General features: G+C 70.5%; 17 protein-coding genes. 13 read left to right on the forward strand and 4 right to left on the reverse strand.

Going from position 1 to position 19,211, the window contains the following annotated elements:
- Positions 1 to 233 precede the first annotated feature (233 nt).
- The 3 genes from ACIA6A_RS13025 to ACIA6A_RS13035 are packed head-to-tail and all read left to right on the forward strand — an operon-like array spanning position 234 to position 2,648.
- On the forward strand, positions 234 to 1,031 hold the full coding sequence (locus ACIA6A_RS13025) for an endo alpha-1,4 polygalactosaminidase (protein WP_396098532.1): 798 nt from the start codon (positions 234 to 236) through the stop codon (positions 1,029 to 1,031).
- A 20-nt stretch (positions 1,032 to 1,051) separates the two neighbouring features.
- Positions 1,052 to 1,579 carry a SigE family RNA polymerase sigma factor gene (locus tag ACIA6A_RS13030; protein WP_396097754.1) on the forward strand — a complete coding sequence of 176 codons (528 nt, stop codon included), beginning with the start codon at positions 1,052 to 1,054 and terminating at the stop codon, positions 1,577 to 1,579.
- A complete protein-coding gene (locus tag ACIA6A_RS13035) occupies positions 1,572 to 2,648 on the forward strand; it encodes a hypothetical protein (RefSeq protein WP_396097756.1) in 1,077 nt (358 codons plus the stop codon). The genes ACIA6A_RS13030 and ACIA6A_RS13035 overlap by 8 nt, the downstream gene beginning before the upstream one ends.
- Here ACIA6A_RS13035 and ACIA6A_RS13040 read toward each other — a convergent pair.
- Positions 2,575 to 3,828, reverse strand: coding sequence for a YbfB/YjiJ family MFS transporter (locus ACIA6A_RS13040; RefSeq protein ID WP_396097757.1), 1,254 nt, complete (start codon positions 3,826 to 3,828; stop codon positions 2,575 to 2,577). The two genes, ACIA6A_RS13035 and ACIA6A_RS13040, sit on opposite strands and share 74 nt — an antisense overlap.
- A gap of 47 nt (positions 3,829 to 3,875) precedes the next feature.
- On the opposite strand from ACIA6A_RS13040, the gene ACIA6A_RS13045 reads away from it, so the two are divergent.
- The 3 genes from ACIA6A_RS13045 to ACIA6A_RS13055 are packed head-to-tail and all read left to right on the forward strand — an operon-like array spanning position 3,876 to position 6,144.
- Positions 3,876 to 4,457 (forward strand): TetR/AcrR family transcriptional regulator, encoded by a 582-nt coding sequence (locus ACIA6A_RS13045; protein ID WP_396097759.1) that lies wholly within the window; start codon positions 3,876 to 3,878, stop codon positions 4,455 to 4,457.
- The gene (locus ACIA6A_RS13050) at positions 4,454 to 5,566 is read left to right on the forward strand and encodes a serine hydrolase domain-containing protein (protein WP_396097760.1); all 1,113 of its coding nucleotides are present in this window, start codon (positions 4,454 to 4,456) and stop codon (positions 5,564 to 5,566) included. The genes ACIA6A_RS13045 and ACIA6A_RS13050 overlap by 4 nt, the downstream gene beginning before the upstream one ends.
- A complete protein-coding gene (locus tag ACIA6A_RS13055; RefSeq protein WP_396097761.1) occupies positions 5,563 to 6,144 on the forward strand; it encodes an alpha/beta fold hydrolase in 582 nt (193 codons plus the stop codon). Before ACIA6A_RS13050 ends, ACIA6A_RS13055 begins: the two co-directional genes overlap by 4 nt.
- A 4-nt stretch (positions 6,145 to 6,148) precedes the next feature.
- On the opposite strand, the gene ACIA6A_RS13060 is transcribed toward ACIA6A_RS13055, so the two are convergent.
- Positions 6,149 to 6,478: an ArsR/SmtB family transcription factor gene (locus tag ACIA6A_RS13060; protein ID WP_396097762.1), complete on the reverse strand. Its 330-nt coding sequence runs from the start codon at positions 6,476 to 6,478 to the stop codon at positions 6,149 to 6,151.
- 68 nt (positions 6,479 to 6,546) lie between these two features.
- Between ACIA6A_RS13060 and ACIA6A_RS13065 the strand changes: the two genes are divergently transcribed.
- Complete coding sequence (locus ACIA6A_RS13065; RefSeq protein ID WP_396097763.1) at positions 6,547 to 7,638, forward strand: NADH:flavin oxidoreductase/NADH oxidase; 1,092 nt, start codon at positions 6,547 to 6,549, stop codon at positions 7,636 to 7,638.
- An 80-nt stretch (positions 7,639 to 7,718) separates the two neighbouring features.
- On the forward strand, positions 7,719 to 8,531 hold the full coding sequence (locus ACIA6A_RS13070; protein ID WP_396097764.1) for an SAM-dependent methyltransferase: 813 nt from the start codon (positions 7,719 to 7,721) through the stop codon (positions 8,529 to 8,531).
- 86 nt (positions 8,532 to 8,617) lie between these two features.
- Here ACIA6A_RS13070 and ACIA6A_RS13075 read toward each other — a convergent pair whose 3' ends face one another.
- Positions 8,618 to 9,631 (reverse strand): LacI family DNA-binding transcriptional regulator, encoded by a 1,014-nt coding sequence (locus tag ACIA6A_RS13075; RefSeq protein WP_396097765.1) that lies wholly within the window; start codon positions 9,629 to 9,631, stop codon positions 8,618 to 8,620.
- A gap of 131 nt (positions 9,632 to 9,762) precedes the next feature.
- Here ACIA6A_RS13075 and ACIA6A_RS13080 point away from each other — a divergent pair, with 131 nt between their 5' ends.
- The 5 genes from ACIA6A_RS13080 to ACIA6A_RS13100 are packed head-to-tail and all read left to right on the forward strand — an operon-like array spanning position 9,763 to position 16,887.
- Positions 9,763 to 11,757, forward strand: coding sequence for a beta-galactosidase (locus ACIA6A_RS13080; RefSeq protein WP_396097767.1), 1,995 nt, complete (start codon positions 9,763 to 9,765; stop codon positions 11,755 to 11,757).
- Positions 11,754 to 12,626: a carbohydrate ABC transporter permease gene (locus ACIA6A_RS13085; RefSeq protein WP_396097768.1), complete on the forward strand. Its 873-nt coding sequence runs from the start codon at positions 11,754 to 11,756 to the stop codon at positions 12,624 to 12,626. The genes ACIA6A_RS13080 and ACIA6A_RS13085 overlap by 4 nt, the downstream gene beginning before the upstream one ends.
- Entirely contained in the window at positions 12,626 to 13,450 is an 825-nt protein-coding gene (locus tag ACIA6A_RS13090; protein ID WP_396097769.1) for a carbohydrate ABC transporter permease, read from the forward strand. Before ACIA6A_RS13085 ends, ACIA6A_RS13090 begins: the two co-directional genes overlap by 1 nt.
- Before the next feature lie 22 nt (positions 13,451 to 13,472).
- A complete protein-coding gene (locus tag ACIA6A_RS13095; RefSeq protein ID WP_396097770.1) occupies positions 13,473 to 14,789 on the forward strand; it encodes an ABC transporter substrate-binding protein in 1,317 nt (438 codons plus the stop codon).
- Positions 14,790 to 14,793: 4 nt separating this feature from the next.
- A complete protein-coding gene (locus ACIA6A_RS13100; RefSeq protein WP_396097772.1) occupies positions 14,794 to 16,887 on the forward strand; it encodes an alpha-galactosidase in 2,094 nt (697 codons plus the stop codon).
- A 155-nt stretch (positions 16,888 to 17,042) separates the two neighbouring features.
- On the opposite strand, the gene ACIA6A_RS13105 is transcribed toward ACIA6A_RS13100, so the two are convergent.
- Positions 17,043 to 19,193 (reverse strand): peptidase M6 immune inhibitor A, encoded by a 2,151-nt coding sequence (locus ACIA6A_RS13105; RefSeq protein ID WP_396097773.1) that lies wholly within the window; start codon positions 19,191 to 19,193, stop codon positions 17,043 to 17,045.
- Positions 19,194 to 19,211: the final 18 nt, after the last annotated feature.

Raw genomic sequence — 19,211 nt, forward strand, 5'->3', positions numbered from 1 at the left:
CGGTAGGGCTGGCGGTCGTGGCCGCCGCGGCAGTGGCGGTCGGTGTCGGCATCGGCACCGCTGACGCGGGGACCCGCAAGCCCTGGCACGGGTCCAAGCCCAAGCCCACGGCAACCGCCAGCGCGAGTACGGCCGTGCCGTCACCGTCCGTCAAGCCGTCACTGTCCGTCAAGCCGTCACGGAGCACGTCGGCCTCGCCGTCGGCGTCCGTGTCGGCGTCTGCGTCCGCGTCCGTGCGGCCGTCGGCGACATCGGCGCCGACGAAGAGCGCGACCCCGGTCCCGGCAGCGACGACCCCGGCCGCCGCCACGTGGACGCCGCCGCCCGCCAACGGGACGTTCGACTACCAGATCGGTGGCGCGTACACGCCGCCGTCCGGGGTCACCGTGGTCAGCCGGGACCGGACCGCGAACGCGGCGTCGGGGCTCTACAACATCTGCTACGTCAACGCGTTCCAGGCACAGCCCGACGCCAACGCGTGGTGGGAGGCCAACCACCCGGAGCTGCTGCTGCGGGACGCGAACGGCGAGGTGGTCATCGACGAGGACTGGGACGAGATCCTGCTGGACTTCTCGACCGCGGCCAAGCGGGCGGCGCTGACCACGATCGTCGGCGGCTGGATGGACGGCTGCAAGAGCAAGGGCTACCAGGCCGTGGAGCCGGACAACCTGGACTCGTGGACCCGCTCGGGCGGTCGGCTGACCAAGGACCAGGCCATCTCGTACGCCAATGCGCTCGTCTCCTACGCCCACGGCAAGGGTCTCGCCGTGGGGCAGAAGAACACCGCCGACCTGAGCACCGCGAACGCCAAGCAGATCGGGTTCGACTTCGCGGTCGCCGAGGAATGCGCGGATTTCGACGAGTGTGAGAACTACACCGCCACGTACGGCAACAATGTGATCGTGATCGAGTACACGCAGAGTCAGTTCACGAAGGCGTGCGCGGCCTTCGGCAGCAAGCTCTCGATCGTGCTGCGTGACGTCGATGTGACGGCCCCGGGCTCGGGTTCGTACGTTTTCAAGAGCTGTTGAGCCGCCGCGACCCGGCCACGATGACCACGAGCGATGCGACGTCCGCCGGGCACCCGGAGGGCTTCGACGACTTCGTGCACGTCCGTGGCCGGGCGTTGCTGCGGTTCGCGTACGTGCTGTCCGGCGACGCGCACCTCGCCGAGGACCTCGTCCAGGAGGTGCTCGCGCGGATGCACCGCCGCTGGGACAAGATCACCGCGATGCACCACGCCGAGGCGTACGTGCGTACCGCGATCGTCCGGCAGTTCCTGTCCTGGCGCCGGCGGCGGTCGGCGGGCGAGGCGATCCTCGCCGAGGTGCCCGAACCGGTGGCGTTCGACGAACCGCAGCAACGGGTGCTGGCCCGCGACCAGATGTGGCAGCTGCTGACCGGGCTGCCCCGTGCGCAACGGGCAGTGCTCGTGCTGCGCTTCTACTGCGACCTGCCGGACGACGAGATCGCGGCGCTGCTGGGCTGCGGCGAGTCCACGGTACGGTCGCAGGCGTCCCGAGCACTCGCCCGGATGCGGAAACTGCTGGGCGAGGAGGGGGTGTACGGCGATGGATGACCTGGACCGGTTGCTCGCGGAGTCGATGCGTGACGCCGCTGACGGCGCGCCTTCCGACGGTGGTCTGCTGGCCACGGTGCACCAGCGGTCCCGCCGCTACCACCGGCGGCGGATCGTCACCGGACTGTCCGCCGCGGCCGCGGTGCTGGCGCTCGGCATCCCGTTCGGGGCGGTGCTCGTCACCCGTTCGGCACCGATGACACCGTCGCAGGGCACGGTGCCGGCCGCACCGGCTCCGACCACGGAGCCGGCCACCTCGCCGGCCCCTTCACCGTCCGCCTCCGCCTCCGTATCGGGGTCCGCATCCGGGTCCCCGGCCGCCAGTCACACTCCTTCGTCGGCTCCCCCTTCGTCGGCTTCCGCGACCGTCGTGAAACTGGAGGACGGCTACACGGCGCCGGTGTTCCCCTACACGCTGCCGGCGACCGACGGCATGAAGGCCCCGGTCGCCTCGATGCGCGACGGGGACCTCATCGCGCTGTTCGAGGCCACCGAACTGCGGGACCACGCCGACACCACGGTCACGGTGTCGAGCCGGAAACCGGTGTTCGACACGGACGCCACGCAGACCACGCAGCGGGTCCGCGGTCACTCCGGAACACTGCGGACGCTCGACGTGGAACCCGCCAGGCAGCTCACCCTGTGGTGGCAGGAATCGTCGAGCCGGTGGATCCAACTGGCCACCGATGACACGTACACGCCGCAGGAGGTTGTCGCTCTTGCCACGTCGCTGTCGGCGGGGGCGGTCGCGGTGTCGCCGCCGTTCACGCTCGACCGCAGCCCGGCGGGCCTGGTGGCGGACACCGTCACCGCGTCGAGGATGAGCTTCCGGGCGGCGGGCGGCGAGAAGATCGAGGTGGTGTTGCGCAAGCGCCGGGAACTCACCGGGGACACCGTCACGGTCGGCGACTACCAGGGGGTGCTCACGCAGGGCAAACTCGCCGTCGACGTCACCGACTGGGACGCGACGCTGGAGGTGACCGTCGGTGCCGGGCTCACGATGTCCGGCGCGGACCTGCTGCGCTTCGCCGAGGGCGTACACATCCTGAACCGTTCCGACCCGGAGTGAGCGCGGCCGCGGCGGCGAGTCCGCAGCAGATCCCCGCCGCGGCGAGCGGCGCGGCGGGGCCGGTGTGATCGGCGAGCCAGCCGGACGCCCCGGGCCCGAGCGCCTGACCGGTGGCGAAGACGACCGTCAGCAGGGCAAGGTGCCGGGTGGGCACCCCACCGGCCCGGGCGACGATCGTGGTGACGGCGGCCGGCACCATCATGAAGGTCAGCCCGAAGCCGAACGCCGACGCCACCACGAGTGGGACGGCGGTGCCGAGCAGGGGTAAAGCGGCCGCGGCTGCCACGCCGGCCAACAGGGTGGCGAGAGCGCGGTGGCCGGGCCAGACCGCGATCGGCCGTTTCCAGACCGGGCCGGCCAGCAGCGTCCCGGCACCGATCAGCACCCAGGTCACCGCGACCAGGGCGGCCGGCGTCCGGGACAGGTAGGTCGTGAGGAACGTCAGGTAGGCGAGATACCCGGCGCCGAACAGGAAATAGGCGCCGCCCAGCCCGAGCCGCGAAGGCACCCGGTGCCGCCGGCCCGGACCCGGCCTGACCGCGGCCGATGGTGTGGGCTCGGGCCTCGCGCCCCCGGGTCTGGTGGTGGGCGCTGGGCCGGTGGTGGGTGCTGGGCCGGTGGCGGGCGCTGGGTTGGTGGTGGGTGCGGGGCTGGTGGTGGGCGCTGGGGCTGCGGCCGCTTGCCAGGTGGCGATGGTGGCTGCGGTGGCGGCCAGGGTGAGTAGCCACCAGCCCTGGGGCCAGCGGTCGGGATGGCCGGTGAGCAGCGGCGGCAGGATCGCTCCGGTGACGATGATGCCGTAGCCGGTACCGCTGAAGTAGGTGGCGATCGTGGCGGTGCGGGTGGCGAGGGTGGCCCCGGCGATGAAGACGAGGGCACCGGCGACTCCGGCCACCGTACGGGCGATGATCTGGCCCGGCAGGCAGGTCAGTGTCGCGCTCGCACCGAGCGATGCGGCCGTGAGGGTCATGCCCAGGCGGAATGCCGCCGTGGGGCGGGTCATCCGGAAACTCAGGGCGGCGCCGAGCAGGTAGCCGGCACCGTTGGCGGCGGTCAGGGTGCCCGCTTCGGTGAGGGTCCAGCCGAGGTCGGTGCGCATCGCCGGCAGGAACAGGCCGTAGCCGAAGCGGCTCAGGCCGAGGGCCGTGGCGGTGCCGAGGGCGAGCAGAGCGGTCCGCATGCCCGAAAGCCTATGCAGAGATCGAACCGATCGGTACTATCTGCGGCATGCCTGTTCCCCGAGGAACCTCGCTCGACCCGGCCCGCACCCGGGACGGCATTCTCGCCGCCGCCACCGGCCTGCTCTACGAACGTGGTCTCGACGCGGTCGGGGTCGCCGAGCTGTGTGCCGCCGTCGGAGCGTCCAAAGAGACGCTGTACCGGCACTTCGGCTCGAAGGACGGCCTCATCGAAGCCGCCCTGACCGCCCGCAGCGACCGGGTCATGACCTGGGTCTCCACCGCGGTGGAGGCCGCCGGGGACGATCCGGTCGCGGCTCTCGAAGCGGTCTTCGACGCGCTGGGGGAGTGGTACACGCGGCCGGAGTTCCGTGGCTGCGCCATCGTCAACGCCGCCACCCAGCGCCGGGCCGGGCCGGTCGGTGACTTCTCGGCCTGGCACCTCGACCGGTGGCTGGCGCTGCTCGCCGACATCGCCCGGCGTGGCGGTGCCGCCGACCCGGCCCGGCTGGCCCGGCAACTGTTGATCCTTGTGGAGGGTGCCACCGTGGTCGCCGATCATCACCGGGCCGGGGCCCTGGCGGCCGCCGACGCCAAAGCCACCGCCCTGACCCTGCTGGCCGCCCGGTGATCGCGCGGGCGGTGGGTGGTCCGGCGGTGCACGGCTGGGCCGCTGACGGTTTTGAGGCGGTCGCGGAAGCGCTGGCCGGGACGACGGCCGAGATGGGTGGGGCCGCGGTTGCCGCCTACCATCGGGGGCGGCTCGTCGTCGACGCCTACGCGGGGGACTGGCAGCCGGACACCCTGCCGATGCTCTTCTCCGGGACCAAGGGCTTCACCGCCGCCTGCGTCCTGCTACTGGTCGAACGCGGTCAGGTCGAGCTGGCCGCACCCCTGGCCCGATACTGGCCCGCGTTCGCCGCCCGCGGCAAGTCGGCCGTGACAGTGGCCGAGGTCATGTCCCATCAGTGCCGGCTGCCCGGGGTCCCCGGTGGTGTCACCGTGGCGGATCTGCGGGACCACGACACGATGGCGGGGCTGCTCGCCGATTCGGCGCTCGACGAGGATCCCCGGGCCGGGTTCGTCTATCACGCGCTGACGACCGGGTGGCTCATCGCCGAGCTTGTCCGCCGTGTCGACGGGCGGCCGCTCGGGCGGTTCTTCGCCGAGGAGTTCGCCGGGCCGCTCGGGCTCGACGCGTGGATCGGGCTGCCGGAGACCGAACACCACCGGGCCGCCACGATGATCGCCGGGCCGGGCGTGCTCACCGATCCGGCCCCGGTCAGCCGGGACCCGCTGCGCCGGCGGGTGCACAACCCGATCACGGTCACCGGCTCCGACACGGTGTGGAACAGTGCCGCGTTCCGGAGTGCGGGGCTGCCGTCGGTGGGTGGATTCGCCACTGCCCGCGCGGTCGCCCGTTTCTACTCGTGCCTGGTCACCGGTGAGTCGGGGCTCGCGCCCGCCACGGTCGCCCTCGGTCGCACCGCGTTGCGCCGGGGTGTCGAACCCCTGTGGGGGATCCCGGTCGCGTACGGGGTCGGCTTCGAGGTCGGCGTTCCGCACCTGGGTCCCGTACCGGATGCTTTCGGTCATTCCGGTTTCGGTGGCTCCCGGCACGGCGCCTGGCCCGGTCGGCAGGTCGGGTTCTCCTACGTCATGGGCGAGGTGCGCAACCAGCCCGACAACCGCGCGGCCACTGTCCTGGCCGCCCTGAACACGGCGGTGACCGACCGATGAAGAAGTTGCTCACCATCGTCGCTGCCGTGATCGCGCTGCTGTTGTCGCCGATCGGCGTCACGCCGGCCGGCGCGGCGATCGCCATGGAATGGGACAAGGGCGTCGTGCCCGCATCCCCGTTCGAGCTGACGAACGACAGGTCGTGCGTCCTGATCGGTGCCGGGGCCGGGTGCTTCGAACCCCAGGGCGACTACTTCTATGTGACCGACCGCCTCGCGGACGGCCACTCGGCGGCCCTGTTCTGGCGCAACTACCACCCCGGCGACACGTTGTACCGCAACGGTGCCTGTTTCAACACCGCCGGTGCCGACACCGCCAGGATCTGCAACAAGGACATGCGCGAGAACTCGAAACTGCAGATCCGGCTCTGCGCCGCGGACGCGCGGCTGCCGGACGTGCCGGTCCTGGTGCTCTCGGGTGACCTCGACGCCAACACCCCGACGGTCTCCGGCCGCGAGGCGGCGGCGCAGTTCCCGCACGCCGAGGTGGTCGAGGTCGAAGGCGCCGGGCACACCCCGGCCCAATCCCCGGAAGGGGCGAGGCTGACCGCCGAGTTCCTGAGCCGTCAGACCTCCTGACCGGTCAGACCTCCTGAGCTGCGGTTTCCTGATCGGATGCGGTCATCACCGAGCCGAGCAGCCCGGGGAAGCGGGTGTCGAGATCCTCGTCGCGGAGCCGGCTGAGGATCCGGGTGCCCTGATAGTGCTGCTCGATGATGCCGGCCTCGCGCAGCACCCGGAAGTGATGCGTCGACGTCGACTTGGTGACCGGCAGCTCGAACGCGATGCACGCCTGGTCGCCGTGGCCGTCGGCGAGCTGTCGGACGATGCGCCGGCGGATCGGGTCGGCGAGCGCGGTGAGCACCGTGTCGATCCGGAATTCCCCCGGGGTCGGGTGGGGCAGCGTGCGCATGGACACACTCTAGCGCCTGTGGTACGAGGATCTTCGTACTACGATGGGTCCCGGACAAGGGAGACGAGATGCCAGGACTGTTCGAACCCGTCACGCTGCGTGGACTCACGGTCGACAACCGTGTGTGGATGTCGCCGATGTGCACCTACTCGGCGTCACCGGCGCCGGAGCTGGCCGGGCGGCCCACCGACTTCCATGTCGCGCACTACGCCGCCCGGGCGGCCGGCGGTGTCGGCGTGGCCCTGGTCGAGGCGACCGGCGTGGTGCCCGAGGGCCGGATCTCGCCGTTCTGCCTGGGCCTGTGGTCCGACGACCAGATCCCGGCGTTCACCCGGGTCGCCACCGCCATCCGCGAGGGCGGCGCGGTCCCCGGCATCCAGCTCGCCCACGCCGGCCGCAAGGGCTCGACCGGCGGCCCGTTCCTGCCCGCCGGATCGGTCGCGGAGGCCGACGGCGGCTGGCCCACGGCCGGCCCGAGCGCGGTCGCGTTCCCCGGCTACGCCACCCCGGCGGAGCTGACGACCGAGCAGATCGCTGCCCTGCCCGGCGCGTTCGCGGACGCCGCCCGTCGTGCCGTCACCGCCGGTTTCGAGATTGCCGAAGTGCACGCCGCACATGGCTACCTGCTGCACGAATTCCTCTCACCGCTGTCCAACCACCGCACCGACGAGTACGGCGGCAGCCTCGAGAACCGCGCCCGCCTGATCCTCGAGGTCATCGACGCGGTCCGGGCGGCCTGGCCCGCGGAGAGCCCGCTGCTGCTGCGGGTCTCGATGACCGACTGGGTCGAGGAAAATCCCGAGGACACTCGTGCGTCCTGGACCGTCGGGGAAACCGCGCAACTCGTCCGCTGGGCCACCGAGCACGGCGTCGACCTGGTCGACTGCTCCTCCGGCGGCAACGACGTGGTGAGCATCCCGTCCACCGTGGACTACCAGACCGCGCTCGCCGCCCGGCTGCGTGCCGAGACCGGCGCCCCGATCGCCGCGGTCGGCCGCATCACCGAGCCGGAACAGGCTCAGCAGCTGATCGAGAGCGGTCAGGCGGACGTGGTGCTGCTCGCCCGCGCCCTGCTCCGCGACCCCTCCTGGGCCAACCGCGCGGCCGAGGCGCTGGGCCAGAAGCCGCGCTACATGAAGCAGTACGCCTACACGCTCTGACGCGAGCGAACGTCGAACCCGCCGAAGTAAGACGGGATCTTACTTGCGACGCGGACTACCGATGATACTAATGTGGATCGATGGATGAGGATTGGGCGCGGGCGAACGGGATCGACACATCGGTGGTCCATCCCGCCCGGCGTTACAACTACCTTCTCGGTGGCGCCGACAATTTTCAGGCGGACCGGGATTCCGGAGACCTGCTCGAGCGGGTCTCCGGGTCGGCGCGGGTCACGGCACGGGAGAACCGGGCGTTTCTCCAGCGTGCGGTCCGGTTCCTCGCGGAATCCGGGATCGACCAGTTCCTCGACATAGGGACCGGCCTGCCGACTGCTGACAACACCCACGAGGTCGCTCAGCGGGTCAATCCCCGGAGCCGGGTCGCCTATATCGACAACGACCCTCTGGTGCTGGTTCATGCGCGGGCGCTGCTGGCCGGTGCTCCTGAGGGGCGGACCTGTTACGTCGAGGCGGACCTCCGCCGTCCCGGCGAGATTCTTGCCCACCCCGAGGTGGTCGGTGTTCTCGACTTCGACCGGCCGGTGGCGCTGGTGCTCAGCGCCGTTCTGCACTTCATCGAGGACGACGCCGAGGCTGGGGACGTGGTTCGGCGGCTCCGCGACGCGCTGCCGGCCGGAAGCTGTCTGATCCTGTCGCACATGTCGGTGGATTTTGTCCCACCGGAGGCCGCAGCGGCCTACCGGGCGCTGGTCGACGCGGGCGAGGTCGACGCGTATTCGCGGTCGCGGGAACAGATCGCCGAGTTCTTCCGAGGGTTCGACCTCCTCGAGCCCGGCATCGTGTCGATCTCCGACTGGCGATCCGCGCGATCGGCTGACCAACGACCGGCCGCCGTGGCCGCCTACGGAGCGGTCGGCCGCAGCCGGTCGTGACCTGCGGCTACGCAAACGGCTGTCGCCGGGTGTGTCTCGCGGCCGGGGTGGTCCGGGTGGCGGTGGCGGGTTGCGGATGGTGCTGGTCAGGCTGAGGTTCGCCAGACGATCGGGGACTCGAGGATCATGCTGGCCGCGGTGTGGTCCTCGCCGCGGACCTGGCGCAGGACGAGGTCGGCGGCCGCGCGGCCGATGTCGGTGGCCGGTTGGTGGACCGTCGACAGTGGGGGCTGGGTGCGCATGGCCCAGGAGCTGTCGTCGAAGCCGACGATGCCGATGTCGTCGGGGACGGTGCGGCCGGCGTCGCGCAGGGCCTCCATGGCTCCCGCGGCGACCGCGTCCGAGGCGGCGAAGACGCCGTCGATGGCCGGGTCCTGGGCCAGCAGGGTTCGCATGCCCTTGACGCCGCAGGAGAAATCGTAGAGCGGGACCTCGGCCACCAGGGCCGGGTCGAAGCGGTCGCCGAGAGCCTCGCGGAAGCCGATCAGGCGGTCCGCGCCCGAGTCGCGGTCGACCGCGGCGGCGATCATGCCGATGGTGCGGCGGCCGGTGGCCATCAGGCGGGTGGTGAGCGCTCGGGCCGAGCCGGCGTTGTCGATGCCGACGAAGGGGATGCCGCGGCTCAGGTCGGCGGGGTGGCCGACGAACGTGGCGGGCAGGCCGAGGTCGGCGATGACCCGGATGATCGGGTCGTGGGTGCGCGCGGAGAGGATTATCGCGCCGTCGACGAAGCCTCCGCTGAGGTAGCGGGCGACGCGTTCGGTGTCGCGGGCGGAGTCGATGACCAGGTTGACCATCTGGTAGTCGGCGACCGAGAGGACCGCGTTGGCGCCCAGCATGATAGCGCCGATGTTGGGGTCCTCCAGCAGCAGTGACTGGGGTTCGAGGGCCAGGAAGCCGATGGCGTGCGAGCGCCGCATGACGAGGTTGCGGGCCGCGGTGTTGGGGACGTAGCCGACCTCGGCGATGGCGGCCTCGATGGCGGTGCGGGCCTCGGCCGAGACGTAGCCGCCGTTGAGGACGCGGCTCACGGTGCCCCGGGAGACGCCGGCCGCGGCGGCGACGTCGTGCACGGTGGCCCGGCGCAGCTTGCGGGTCATGCGGCAACCTTAAGAGCCGCGCTGCGACAGGCCCTGCACACCCGGCGGAAAAGAACTATTGACCACGTCACAATGCCCAGCCTACTGTGTGCACGTTCACACACCGGTCACATCCCGGTGAGCCAGACGAAATGTGTGCACGTGCACACAGTGACGCAGGAGACATCGTGATCACGCTGGGCTGCGATTACAACTACGAGCAGTGGCCGCCGGAAATCTGGCGTGACGATGTCGCTCTCATGCGGGAGGCCGGCGTCACGCTGGTGGCGATCAACGTGTTCGGGTGGTCGGACATCGAGCCCCGGCCGGGGGAGTACGACTTCACCCGCCTCGACGAGATCATCGGCCTGCTCCACGAGAACGGGATCCGCCTCAACCTGGGCACCGGCACCGCCTCCCCGCCGCCGTGGCTGACCAGGGCGCACCCCGAGGTGCTGCCGACCGTCGCCGACGGGACCCGGCGCTACCCCGGCGGCCGGCAGGCCTGGTGCCCGAGCTCGCCGGTCTTCCGCGCGCGGGCCCTGGCGCTGGTCGAGCAGGTCGTCCGCCGCTACGGCGACCACCCGGCGGTCGCGCTCTGGCACGTCTCCAACGAGCTGGGCTGCCACAACGCGCTCTGTTACGACGAGGCGAGCGCCGGCGCGTTCCGGGTCTGGCTGCGGGAGAAGTACGGCGACCTCGCCGCCCTGAACACCGCGTGGGGCACCGCGTTCTGGAGTCAGCGCTACGGCGGCTGGGACGAGATCGACCCGCCGCGTCTGGCGTTGTCCACCCGTAACCCGGCGCACCTCGTCGACTTCCAGCGGTTCAGCTCCGACGCGCTGCTCGACCACTACCGTGCCGAGGCCGAGGTGCTGCGCCGGCACAGCAGCGTCCCGGTCACCACGAACTTCATGGTCACCGCGCACATCCGGAACCTGGACTACTGGAGCTGGGCGCCGGAGATGGACGTGGTCGCCAACGACCACTACCTCGATCACCGGCTCGGCGACCCCACCGCGGAGCTGTCGTTCGCCGCCGACCTCACCCGGGGCCTGGCCGGCGGCCGCCCGTGGATGCTCATGGAGCAGGCGGTCGGCGCGGTCAACTGGCAGCCGCACAACCTGGCCAAGGACGACGGCCAGATGCTGCGCAACTCGCTGACCCACGTGGCCCGCGGCGCCGACTCCATCTGCTTCTTCCAGTGGCGCGCTTCCGTGCAGGGCGCGGAGCAGTTCCACTCCGCGATGGTGCCGCACGCCGGCACGGACAGCGTCGCCTGGCGCGGGGTCCTCGAACTGTCGGCCACCCTGGGCAAGCTCGCCGAGGTCGCGGGCTCGCGGGTCCGGGCCCGGACCGCGCTGGTGTTCAGCTGGGAGTCCTGGTGGGCGGCCGACACCGAGGCCCGCCCGTCGCAGTCGGTGCGGTATCTGGACCAGGTGCACGCCGCGTACAACGAGCTGCGCGAGCTGGGGCACACCTGCGACGTGGTGGCGCCCGGATCGGATCTCACCGGGTACGACCTGGTCGTGCTGCCCGGCCTCTACATGGTGTCGGACAGCCAGGCGAAGGTCGTCGAGGAGTACGTCGCCGGCGGCGGCCACGTGGTCGTCACGTTCAACAGCGGCATCGTCGACGAGGACGACCGGGTCCGGCTCGGCGGGTACCCGGGTGCGTTCCGGGACCTGCTCGGCGTCTCGGCGGAGGAGTTCGCCCCGCTGCTGCCCGGTCATGAGGTGACGCTGACCAGCGGCGCCACCGCGACGTTGTGGATGGAACGGCTCCGGGCGACGTCCGCGACCGTGCTGGACACGTACGCGGAAGGGCCGTTGGCGGGCGTCCCGGCGGTGACCAGGAACGGTAATGCCTGGTACGTCGCCACCGCGCTGGCCCCGGCCGGCCTGCGTGACGTCCTGCGCCGGGCCGCGGAGGCCGCCGGCGCCGTGCCGGAGGGCCCGGGCCGGGGCGTCGAAGTGGTGCGCCGCCACGGCGACCGGCGCAGCTACCTGTTCGTCATCAACCACACGAACACCGAGATCGAGTACGCAGCCCACGGCTGTGACCTGGTGACGGGCGGAGCCGTGGACGGCCTGCTGCGCGTCGCGCCGGGCGCCGTACGGGTCGTCAGAGAGGAACCGACCCGATGACAGCGATAAACAAGAAACACGGCCGGGCCGTGGCCATATTCGTCCTGCCGTTCGGCATCCTGTTCACCGCCTTCTACCTCGTGCCCATCGGGTACGCGGTGGTCCAGTCGCTGTACAAGGTGGAGCGCACCGGCACGTTCGGGCCGGTCAAGGAGGTCTTCGGCGGCCTGGAGCAGTACCAGCGGGTGTTCAGCGACAGCCCGTTCTGGGAGTCCGTCGGGCGCGTGCTGCTGTTCGGCGTGGTGCAGGTCCCGGTGATGCTGGGCGTGGCGCTGCTGCTGGCGTTGCTGCTCGACTCGGGACTGGTCAAGGGGCGGCGCTTCTTCCGGCTGGCGTTCTTTGTCCCGTACGCGGTGCCCGGTGTCATCGCCGCGATCATGTGGGGCTTCCTCTACTCGCCGAACCTGTCGCCGTTCAAGCCGCTCACCAACGCGGTCGACCTGCTGTCGGCGGACTTCGTGCTCTGGGCCATGGCCAACGTCGTGACCTGGGTCTACGTCGGCTACAACATGCTGATCATCTATTCGGCGCTGCTGGCCATCCCGTCGGAGGTCTACGAGGCGGCGCTGCTCGACGGCGCCGGCCCGATCCGGACCGCCTGGTCGATCAAGATCCCGCTGGTGATGCCGGCGATCGTGCTCACCACGGTCTTCTCGATCATCGGTACGTTGCAGCTGCTCGCCGAACCCCAGGTGTTCCGCAGTTTCAGCTCGGCGGTCTCCAGCACGTACACGCCGAACCTGACCGTGTACTCGACGTCGTCGGTGCCGAACTTCAACCTGGCGGCGGCGTTCTCCGTGGTCCTCGCGCTGGCCACCTTCGCGCTGTCCTTCACGTTCCTGAAGGCCACCCAGCGGAAGGAGTCCTGATGCGCAGGTCAGTCCCCATGGTGATCATGGGCGCGGCGACGCTCTACTTCCTGGTGCCGATCTGGTGGCTGTTCGTCGGGGCCTCGAAGAGCAGCGACCAGTTCACGAGTACGAACCCGCTCTGGTTCGCCGACTTCGACCTGTTCACGAACATCGGCGACCTGTTCTCGTACCGTGACGGGGTCTTTCTTCGATGGATGGCCAACAGCATCGCTTACACCGGCGGTGCGGCCCTGATCGGCACTCTGCTGGCTGCGATGTGCGGATACGCACTCGCGAAGTACCGGTTCTTCGGCCGCGAGACGTTGTTCAACGTCGTGCTCGGCGGGGTCCTCGTGCCGGCCACCGCGCTCGCGCTGCCGCTGTTCCTGATCTTCTCCAAGGTCGAGATGACCAACACGTTCTGGGCGGTGTTCCTGCCGAGCCTGGTCAACCCGTTCGGGGTCTACCTGGCGCGGATCTACGCCACCGCGAGCGTGCCGGAGGAACTGCTGGAAGCCGCCCGCCTCGACGGCTCCGGCGAGGTGCGCACGTTCTTCCGCATCTCGAGCCGGCTGATGTTCCCCGCGCTGGTGACCATCTTCCTGTTCCACTTCGTCGCGGTCTGGAACAACTTCCTGCTGCCGCTGATCATGCTCAGCGACGAGCGGCTGTTCCCGGTCACGCTCGGCCTCTATTCCTGGAACACCCAGGTCAACCAGATCCCCGAACTGCGCGGACTGGTGATCGTCGGTGCCCTGCTCTCGATCACCCCGCTGGTCGTCGCGTTCCTGTTCCTCCAGCGGTTCTGGCGCTCGGGCCTCGGCTCCGGCGCCGTCAAGTAACCCGTCCAACAAAGGATTTCCGATGCGCAAAACCCTCAGCGCCCTCCTGATAGCGACCCTCGCCCTCAGCGCGTGCTCATCCGGCGGCGACGACTCCTCGGATGAGGCAGCCGCCTCCTGCGCGCCGTCCACCGGCAAGGTCGACCTGACGTTCACGAGCTGGATCCCGGGCATCGAGGAGGTCGTCGCCGCCTGGAACGCCAAGAACCCCGACATCCAGGTCAAGGTGCAGACCGGCCCGAACGGCAACGGCGGCACGTACCAGAACTTCTTCAACCAGCTCAAGGCCGGCAACGCGCCCGACCTGGGTCAGATCGAATACGACGCGCTGCCCAGCTTCCGCGTGCAGGATGGGCTCATGGACGTCGGCGCCTGCGACATCGTCGCCCAGGCCAAGGACCAGTTCGTGCCCTGGACCTGGAACCAGGTCAGCTTCGGCGAGGAGGGCCACGCGTTCGGCGTGCCCCAGGACGCCGGCCCCATGGCGCTGTTCTACCGCGCCGACCTGTTCGAGAAGAACGGCATCGCGATCCCGACGACCTGGGACGAGTACGCGGCGGCGGCGGTCAAGGTGAAGGCCGCGGGCGGTTACATCACCAACTTCTCGCAGAGCGACATCAACCAGTTCGCCGGGCTCAGCTGGCAGGCCGGCGGCCGCTGGTTCGCCAACGACGGCAGCAACTGGACCGTCAGCCTCGCCGACGAGAAGACCAAGCAGGTCGCCGACTACTGGCAGAAGCTGATCGACGGCAAGCTCGTCTCGGCGGTGCCGCCGTGGACCACCGAGTGGGACAACGCGTACAACACCGACCAGGCCTGGACCTGGGTCTCCGCGGTCTGGGGCGCCAACTCGATCATGACCGGTGCGCCGAAGACGGCGGGCAAGTGGAAGGTCGCCCCGATGCCGCAGTGGACCGCGGGCGGCACCTCGGCCGGTAACTGGGGCGGATCGTCGACCGCCGTGTTCAAGGGCAGCAAGCACCCGTACGAGGCCGCGAAGTTCGCCCTGTGGCTGAACACCGACGCCGAGTCGCTGGCGCTGCTCAACGAGAAGGCCAACCTGTACCCGGCGACGACCGCCGGCGCGACCCTGCCGGCGCTGACCAAGGGTGTCGAGTTCTACGGCGGCCAGAAGATCTACGAGATCTTCACGACGGCGTCCACCCAGGTCGCACCGGACTTCACCTGGGGACCGACCATGACGTCGACCTACGCGAACGCGTCCGACGGCTTCAAGGCGGCGGTCTCCGGCGGGGGTACCCTCTCCGACGCCCTGACCAAGGCGCAGGCCTCGACCATCGAGACCCTCAAGTCACAGAACATCCCCGTCAAGGAGTAACAGGTTGTTGATCCACCTGCGCGCCGCGGGCACCAGCGTTGTGCTGGACGCCCGCGGCCCGCGGCCTCCGGTGCTGCTGCACTGGGGCGCGGACCTCGGAGAACTGTCCGGCACCGACCTCGCCACCCTGGCGGGCGCGCCGGCGGTCTCGCCCAGCTCGATCGACGAGCCGTTCCGGCCGTCGCTGCTCGCGTCCCGCACCGAGGGCTGGACCGGCCGGCCGGCGCTGTCGGGCCACTGGACGGCGGACGGTGCGCCGCCGGCCGCGTTCACGCTCACCGGGGTCCGCGACATCACCGCCGGCTCCGCGACGGTCGAGCTGACCAGCGCCGACGATCGGCTGCGGGTGGTGACGTCGCTCGAGCTCACCCCGCAAGGAGTGCTTCGCGTACGGCACGAGCTCAGCAACCACGGCTCCGGAACCTTCGACCTCGCCTCGCTGGACGTGCTGCTGCCGATCCCGGACCGGGCCGGCGAACTGCTCGACTTCAGCGGGCTGTGGTCCTACGAGCGCCGCCCGCAACGCACCACGTTGCGTGACGGCGTGTGGAGCCGGGAACGCCGGCACGGCCGCCCCGGGCACGACGACGCGTTCGTGCTGATGCCGGGCACCCCCGGCTTCTCGTTCCGCGCGGGTGAGGTGTGGGGCGCCCACCTGGCATGGAGCGGGGACGCGCGGCTCTGGGCGGAACGCTCCGCGACCGGCCACACGCTGCTCGGCTCCGGAGAGCTTTTCGCACCTGGCGAAATGCGTATCGCACCCGGGGCGCGGCACACCACCCCGTGGACGGTCGCGACCTGGTCGGACGCCGGGATCGACGGGTTGTCCGCGCGCTGGCACACCTGGATCAGGTCCGGCCGGGTCCGGCGCGACCGGCCGGTCACCCTGAACACGTGGGAGGCCGTGTACTTCGACCACGACCTCCCGACCCTGCTCAAGCTCGTGGACGCGGCCGCCGGCGCCGGGGTGGAACGCTTCGTGCTCGACGACGGCTGGTTCGCCGGCCGCACCGACGACCGCCGCGCGCTCGGTGACTGGACCGTCGACGGGCAACGCTGGCCGGACGGGCTCACCCCGCTGATCGACGCGGTGCAGGCCCGGGGCATGGAGTTCGGGCTCTGGGTCGAACCCGAGATGATCAGCCCGGACTCGGCACTGGCCCGCGCGCATCCCGAGTGGATCCTCGACGCCACCTCGCCGACGTGGCGGTTCCAGCACGTGCTCGATCTGGCTCAGCCGGAGGCGTACCACCATGTGCTCGGCGGGATCGTCGCGCTGCTGGACGCGTACCCCATCGGGTTCCTGAAGTGGGATCACAACCGTGACCTGCTGCGGGAAGGCGTGACCCACCGGCAGACCGCCGCTCTGTATCGGCTGCTGGCCGAGCTGCGGCAGCGCTTCCCCGGCGTCGAGATCGAAAGCTGCGCCTCCGGCGGCGCCCGCGTCGACCTGGGCATCCTCGAGCACGTCGACCGGTTCTGGACCTCCGACACCAACGACGCGCTGGAACGCCAGCGCATCCAGCGCTGGACCGGCGTCCTGGTGCCGCCGGAATTCCTCGGCAGCCACCTCGGCGCCCCGGTAGCGCACATCACCGGCCGCACCGGGGCCCTCGGCTTCCGGATGGCGACCGCGCTGTTCGCCCACGCCGGCATCGAATGGGACCTGACCACGGCGGCACCGGAGGACCTGGCGGCGGTCGCCTCGTGGGTGGAAACCTACAAGCGGTGGCGCACGCTGCTGCACACCGGCACGGTGGTGCGTTCCGACGGCGACGACCCTGCCCGTACGCTGCACGGCGTCGTCGCCGCGGACGGCTCGCAGGCGCTCTTCGCGTACGTGTCGATGCGGTCCACGCAAGCCGCTGTCCCGGCCCCGGTGCGCCTGCCCGGCCTCGACCCGGACCACCGCTACACCGTGCGTCCCCTCACGATCGGCGCCGAGCCCCGAGCCGTGCAGGACAACCCGCCGACCTGGTGGGCCGAGGGTGAGGTGACGCTGCCCGGCCGGGTCCTGGCCGAGGTCGGGCTGCCGATGCCGCTGCTGGTCCCCGAACAGGCCGCCGTGCTCGCAGTGACCCGGTCCGACGAACGCTGACCGCGACTCCCGGCCGGCCCGACGCGGGCTGGTCGCGGCTCCTTCGTCCGTGGATCTTTCTCGTCCGACGCTACGAAGGCTCCTACCCGATTGATTCCCTGTATGTGCCAAGGACCGGACGCCGAACGGCGCCCGGTCCTTGTCGGTAGGTTCTGTCAGCGACCGCCGGCCTTGGTGAGGCCGTTGACCTTCAGGGTGTACGGCGCGTACTGCTTGACCGTCTCGGTCGGCTCGTCGTACGCCACGATGGCCACGACCTGCGGGAACCGTTTCAGGTCGAGGAGCTGCGCGGGCGTCGCCGTGAACGAGCCCGTCGATCCGAGGTCACGCTGGAGCACGATCTGGCGCCGGGCGTCGAGGCCGACCAGCCGCACGTTCCACGCGGCCACCCGGGTCGGGACGATCTCGGTGATCGAGTCGAACGGGGCGAGGCCGGACCCGTCGCTGAGCAGCGTGCCGCCGACCGCGATGTCGTCGATCAGCCAGCCACCGTTGTTGGTGTTCGCGTCGCTGATGTACTGGAAGCCGAGCAGGATGCTGCGTCCCGCGTACGCCGAGAGGTCGTACCGGTGCGGCTCGAAGCCGACCGTGGCGCCGTTGATCGCCGGCCCGCGCGGTCCGGTCACCGTCTTGTTGCCCGGGATCGCGGTGTACGTCCTGCCGCCGTCGGTCGAGACGACGACGTAGCCGTAGTCGTAGCCCTCCTCCGCACCGTACTTGGCGAGGAACGTCAGGGCGGGGGAGCCGGCCGGGACGGTGACCGGGGTGACCGCGCTGGCGTCGGTGCTGTTGCCGTTGCCGGAGAACAGCACCGGGTTGCCGGCCCGGTTCGGGTCGTTCGTGACGACGGTCCACCGCAGGGGCTGGGGCGGCAGCGTCCGGTCGCCCCGGAACTTCACTGTCCTCAGTTTGGCCCCGGGCCCCAGCGGCACGTAGTCGGCGCCGTTGGGTGCGGCGCCGGGCGTCCGGAACGCGTTGGGGTTGGCGACGTTGACCGTGGACCGCAAGCTTGCCGCGGTGGCCCTGTTCCTGGCGATGCCGATCGTGACGCCGCGCCGGCTGTCCCCGGCGATCTTGTCGGTCAGCGTCATGGTCTGGTAGTCGTGCAGGAACGTGTACAGGTCCTTCTCGCCCCGCGGCTTGATCAGCGCGGCGATGCTGTCGAGCCCTTGCAACGTGGCGTCGCGGTGCAGCCTGCTCAGGAAGCCGGGTCCGAAGCGGTCCTTGAGATAGAGCATGAACTGGTACGCGTTGCCGTAGTCGGCGAGGATCGCGGACGGGTTGGTGCTCTCACCCCACAGGTTCAGGGAGTTCTCCGGACCGCCGCAGTCGCGGGGGTTCGGGTTGTACCGCGTCGGGACCGAGCCGAAGCCCTGGAAACACGCCAGGTGGTTGTCGAAACCGGTCTGGGCGACCGTCCTGGTGCCGTCGATGTACCCGACCAGGGTCTGCGCGTAGTCCGAGAGCCCCTCGTTGAGCCAGCCCGCCTCGTCCGGGTCCACGTACGACAGCAGTAGGTGCTGCCACTCGTGGGCGAACACGCCCTCATAGAGCCGGGGGCGGGCCGGGCGGCTCGTACACGGGTCGGCGGTCGGTTCGTCGGCCGGCGCCGCACCCGTGCGGTGCAGCCAGTCGAACGCGTCGATCGTCATGACGTTACGGTCGAGCAGGTTGTTGAACTGGACGGAGACGAACCCGGCGATGTACGTGCCCGAGGCCGGGAAGGTGTAATAGTTGGCGTCGTGCACGTTGTCGACCAGCGTCACGGTCTTGTCACCGTCGCCGGTGAAGTCGCCGTTGATCTGCGCCTTGGTGCCGTCCCGGTCGGGCGGCGTGCTGAACGCCGCGGTCTCCTTGGGGAAGATGTTCGTGTCGAACTCGGTGATCAGGGACTTGACCTGGGCATCGGTGACCTGGACGGAGCTGGGCACCGCGTTGCGGCAGTCGCCGGCGGGGAACGCCAGGTCGTTGGCGACCCAGACCTCGATCTTGTCGCCGGCGCCGCGCAGCGTGTAGTCCTTGCGGTAGACGGTCTCCCGCTCGTCGTCCATCGCGATCCAGGACCGGACCGTGCCCACCGCCGGGGTCGGCGCGGCCGCCCCGGCGGACCTGGCACCGCGTCTCGTGGTCAGGGAGCTGTCGAGGGCGACTTTGTCGGTGGTCAGCCCGGTCGTCGCTTCGCCCGGGGACACCGCGGCGGTGGCTCCGGCGGGTGCCGCGCCGGCGGCCACGGGCGGGACCACCAGGGCGAGGGCCGGTACGAGGGTGATCGCACCGGCCGCGGCCAGGACACGGTTGCGTGTCATCTAGTTCCTCTGCGTTGC

The organism is Actinoplanes sp. NPDC051494 (genome assembly GCF_044454705.1).
In the GTDB taxonomy this organism is placed as follows: Bacteria; Actinomycetota; Actinomycetes; order Mycobacteriales; family Micromonosporaceae; genus Actinoplanes.

What these genes read in the sequence shown, in the direction of transcription:
- ACIA6A_RS13035 (WP_396097756.1), top strand. Translation starts at nt 1,572, where the DNA reads ATGGATGACCTGGACCGGTTGCTCGCGGAGTCGATGCGTGACGCCGCT.
- ACIA6A_RS13055 (WP_396097761.1), top strand. Translation starts at nt 5,563, where the DNA reads ATGAAGAAGTTGCTCACCATCGTCGCTGCCGTGATCGCGCTGCTGTTG.
- ACIA6A_RS13060 (WP_396097762.1), bottom strand. Translation starts at nt 6,478, where the DNA reads ATGCGCACGCTGCCCCACCCGACCCCGGGGGAATTCCGGATCGACACG.
- ACIA6A_RS13070 (WP_396097764.1), top strand. Translation starts at nt 7,719, where the DNA reads ATGGATGAGGATTGGGCGCGGGCGAACGGGATCGACACATCGGTGGTC.
- ACIA6A_RS13045 (WP_396097759.1), top strand. Translation starts at nt 3,876, where the DNA reads ATGCCTGTTCCCCGAGGAACCTCGCTCGACCCGGCCCGCACCCGGGAC.
- ACIA6A_RS13105 (WP_396097773.1), bottom strand. Translation starts at nt 19,193, where the DNA reads ATGACACGCAACCGTGTCCTGGCCGCGGCCGGTGCGATCACCCTCGTA.
- ACIA6A_RS13030 (WP_396097754.1), top strand. Translation starts at nt 1,052, where the DNA reads ATGACCACGAGCGATGCGACGTCCGCCGGGCACCCGGAGGGCTTCGAC.
- ACIA6A_RS13075 (WP_396097765.1), bottom strand. Translation starts at nt 9,631, where the DNA reads ATGACCCGCAAGCTGCGCCGGGCCACCGTGCACGACGTCGCCGCCGCG.
- ACIA6A_RS13095 (WP_396097770.1), top strand. Translation starts at nt 13,473, where the DNA reads ATGCGCAAAACCCTCAGCGCCCTCCTGATAGCGACCCTCGCCCTCAGC.
- ACIA6A_RS13040 (WP_396097757.1), bottom strand. Translation starts at nt 3,828, where the DNA reads ATGCGGACCGCTCTGCTCGCCCTCGGCACCGCCACGGCCCTCGGCCTG.
- ACIA6A_RS13085 (WP_396097768.1), top strand. Translation starts at nt 11,754, where the DNA reads ATGACAGCGATAAACAAGAAACACGGCCGGGCCGTGGCCATATTCGTC.
- ACIA6A_RS13090 (WP_396097769.1), top strand. Translation starts at nt 12,626, where the DNA reads ATGCGCAGGTCAGTCCCCATGGTGATCATGGGCGCGGCGACGCTCTAC.
- ACIA6A_RS13080 (WP_396097767.1), top strand. Translation starts at nt 9,763, where the DNA reads ATGTGTGCACGTGCACACAGTGACGCAGGAGACATCGTGATCACGCTG.
- ACIA6A_RS13065 (WP_396097763.1), top strand. Translation starts at nt 6,547, where the DNA reads ATGCCAGGACTGTTCGAACCCGTCACGCTGCGTGGACTCACGGTCGAC.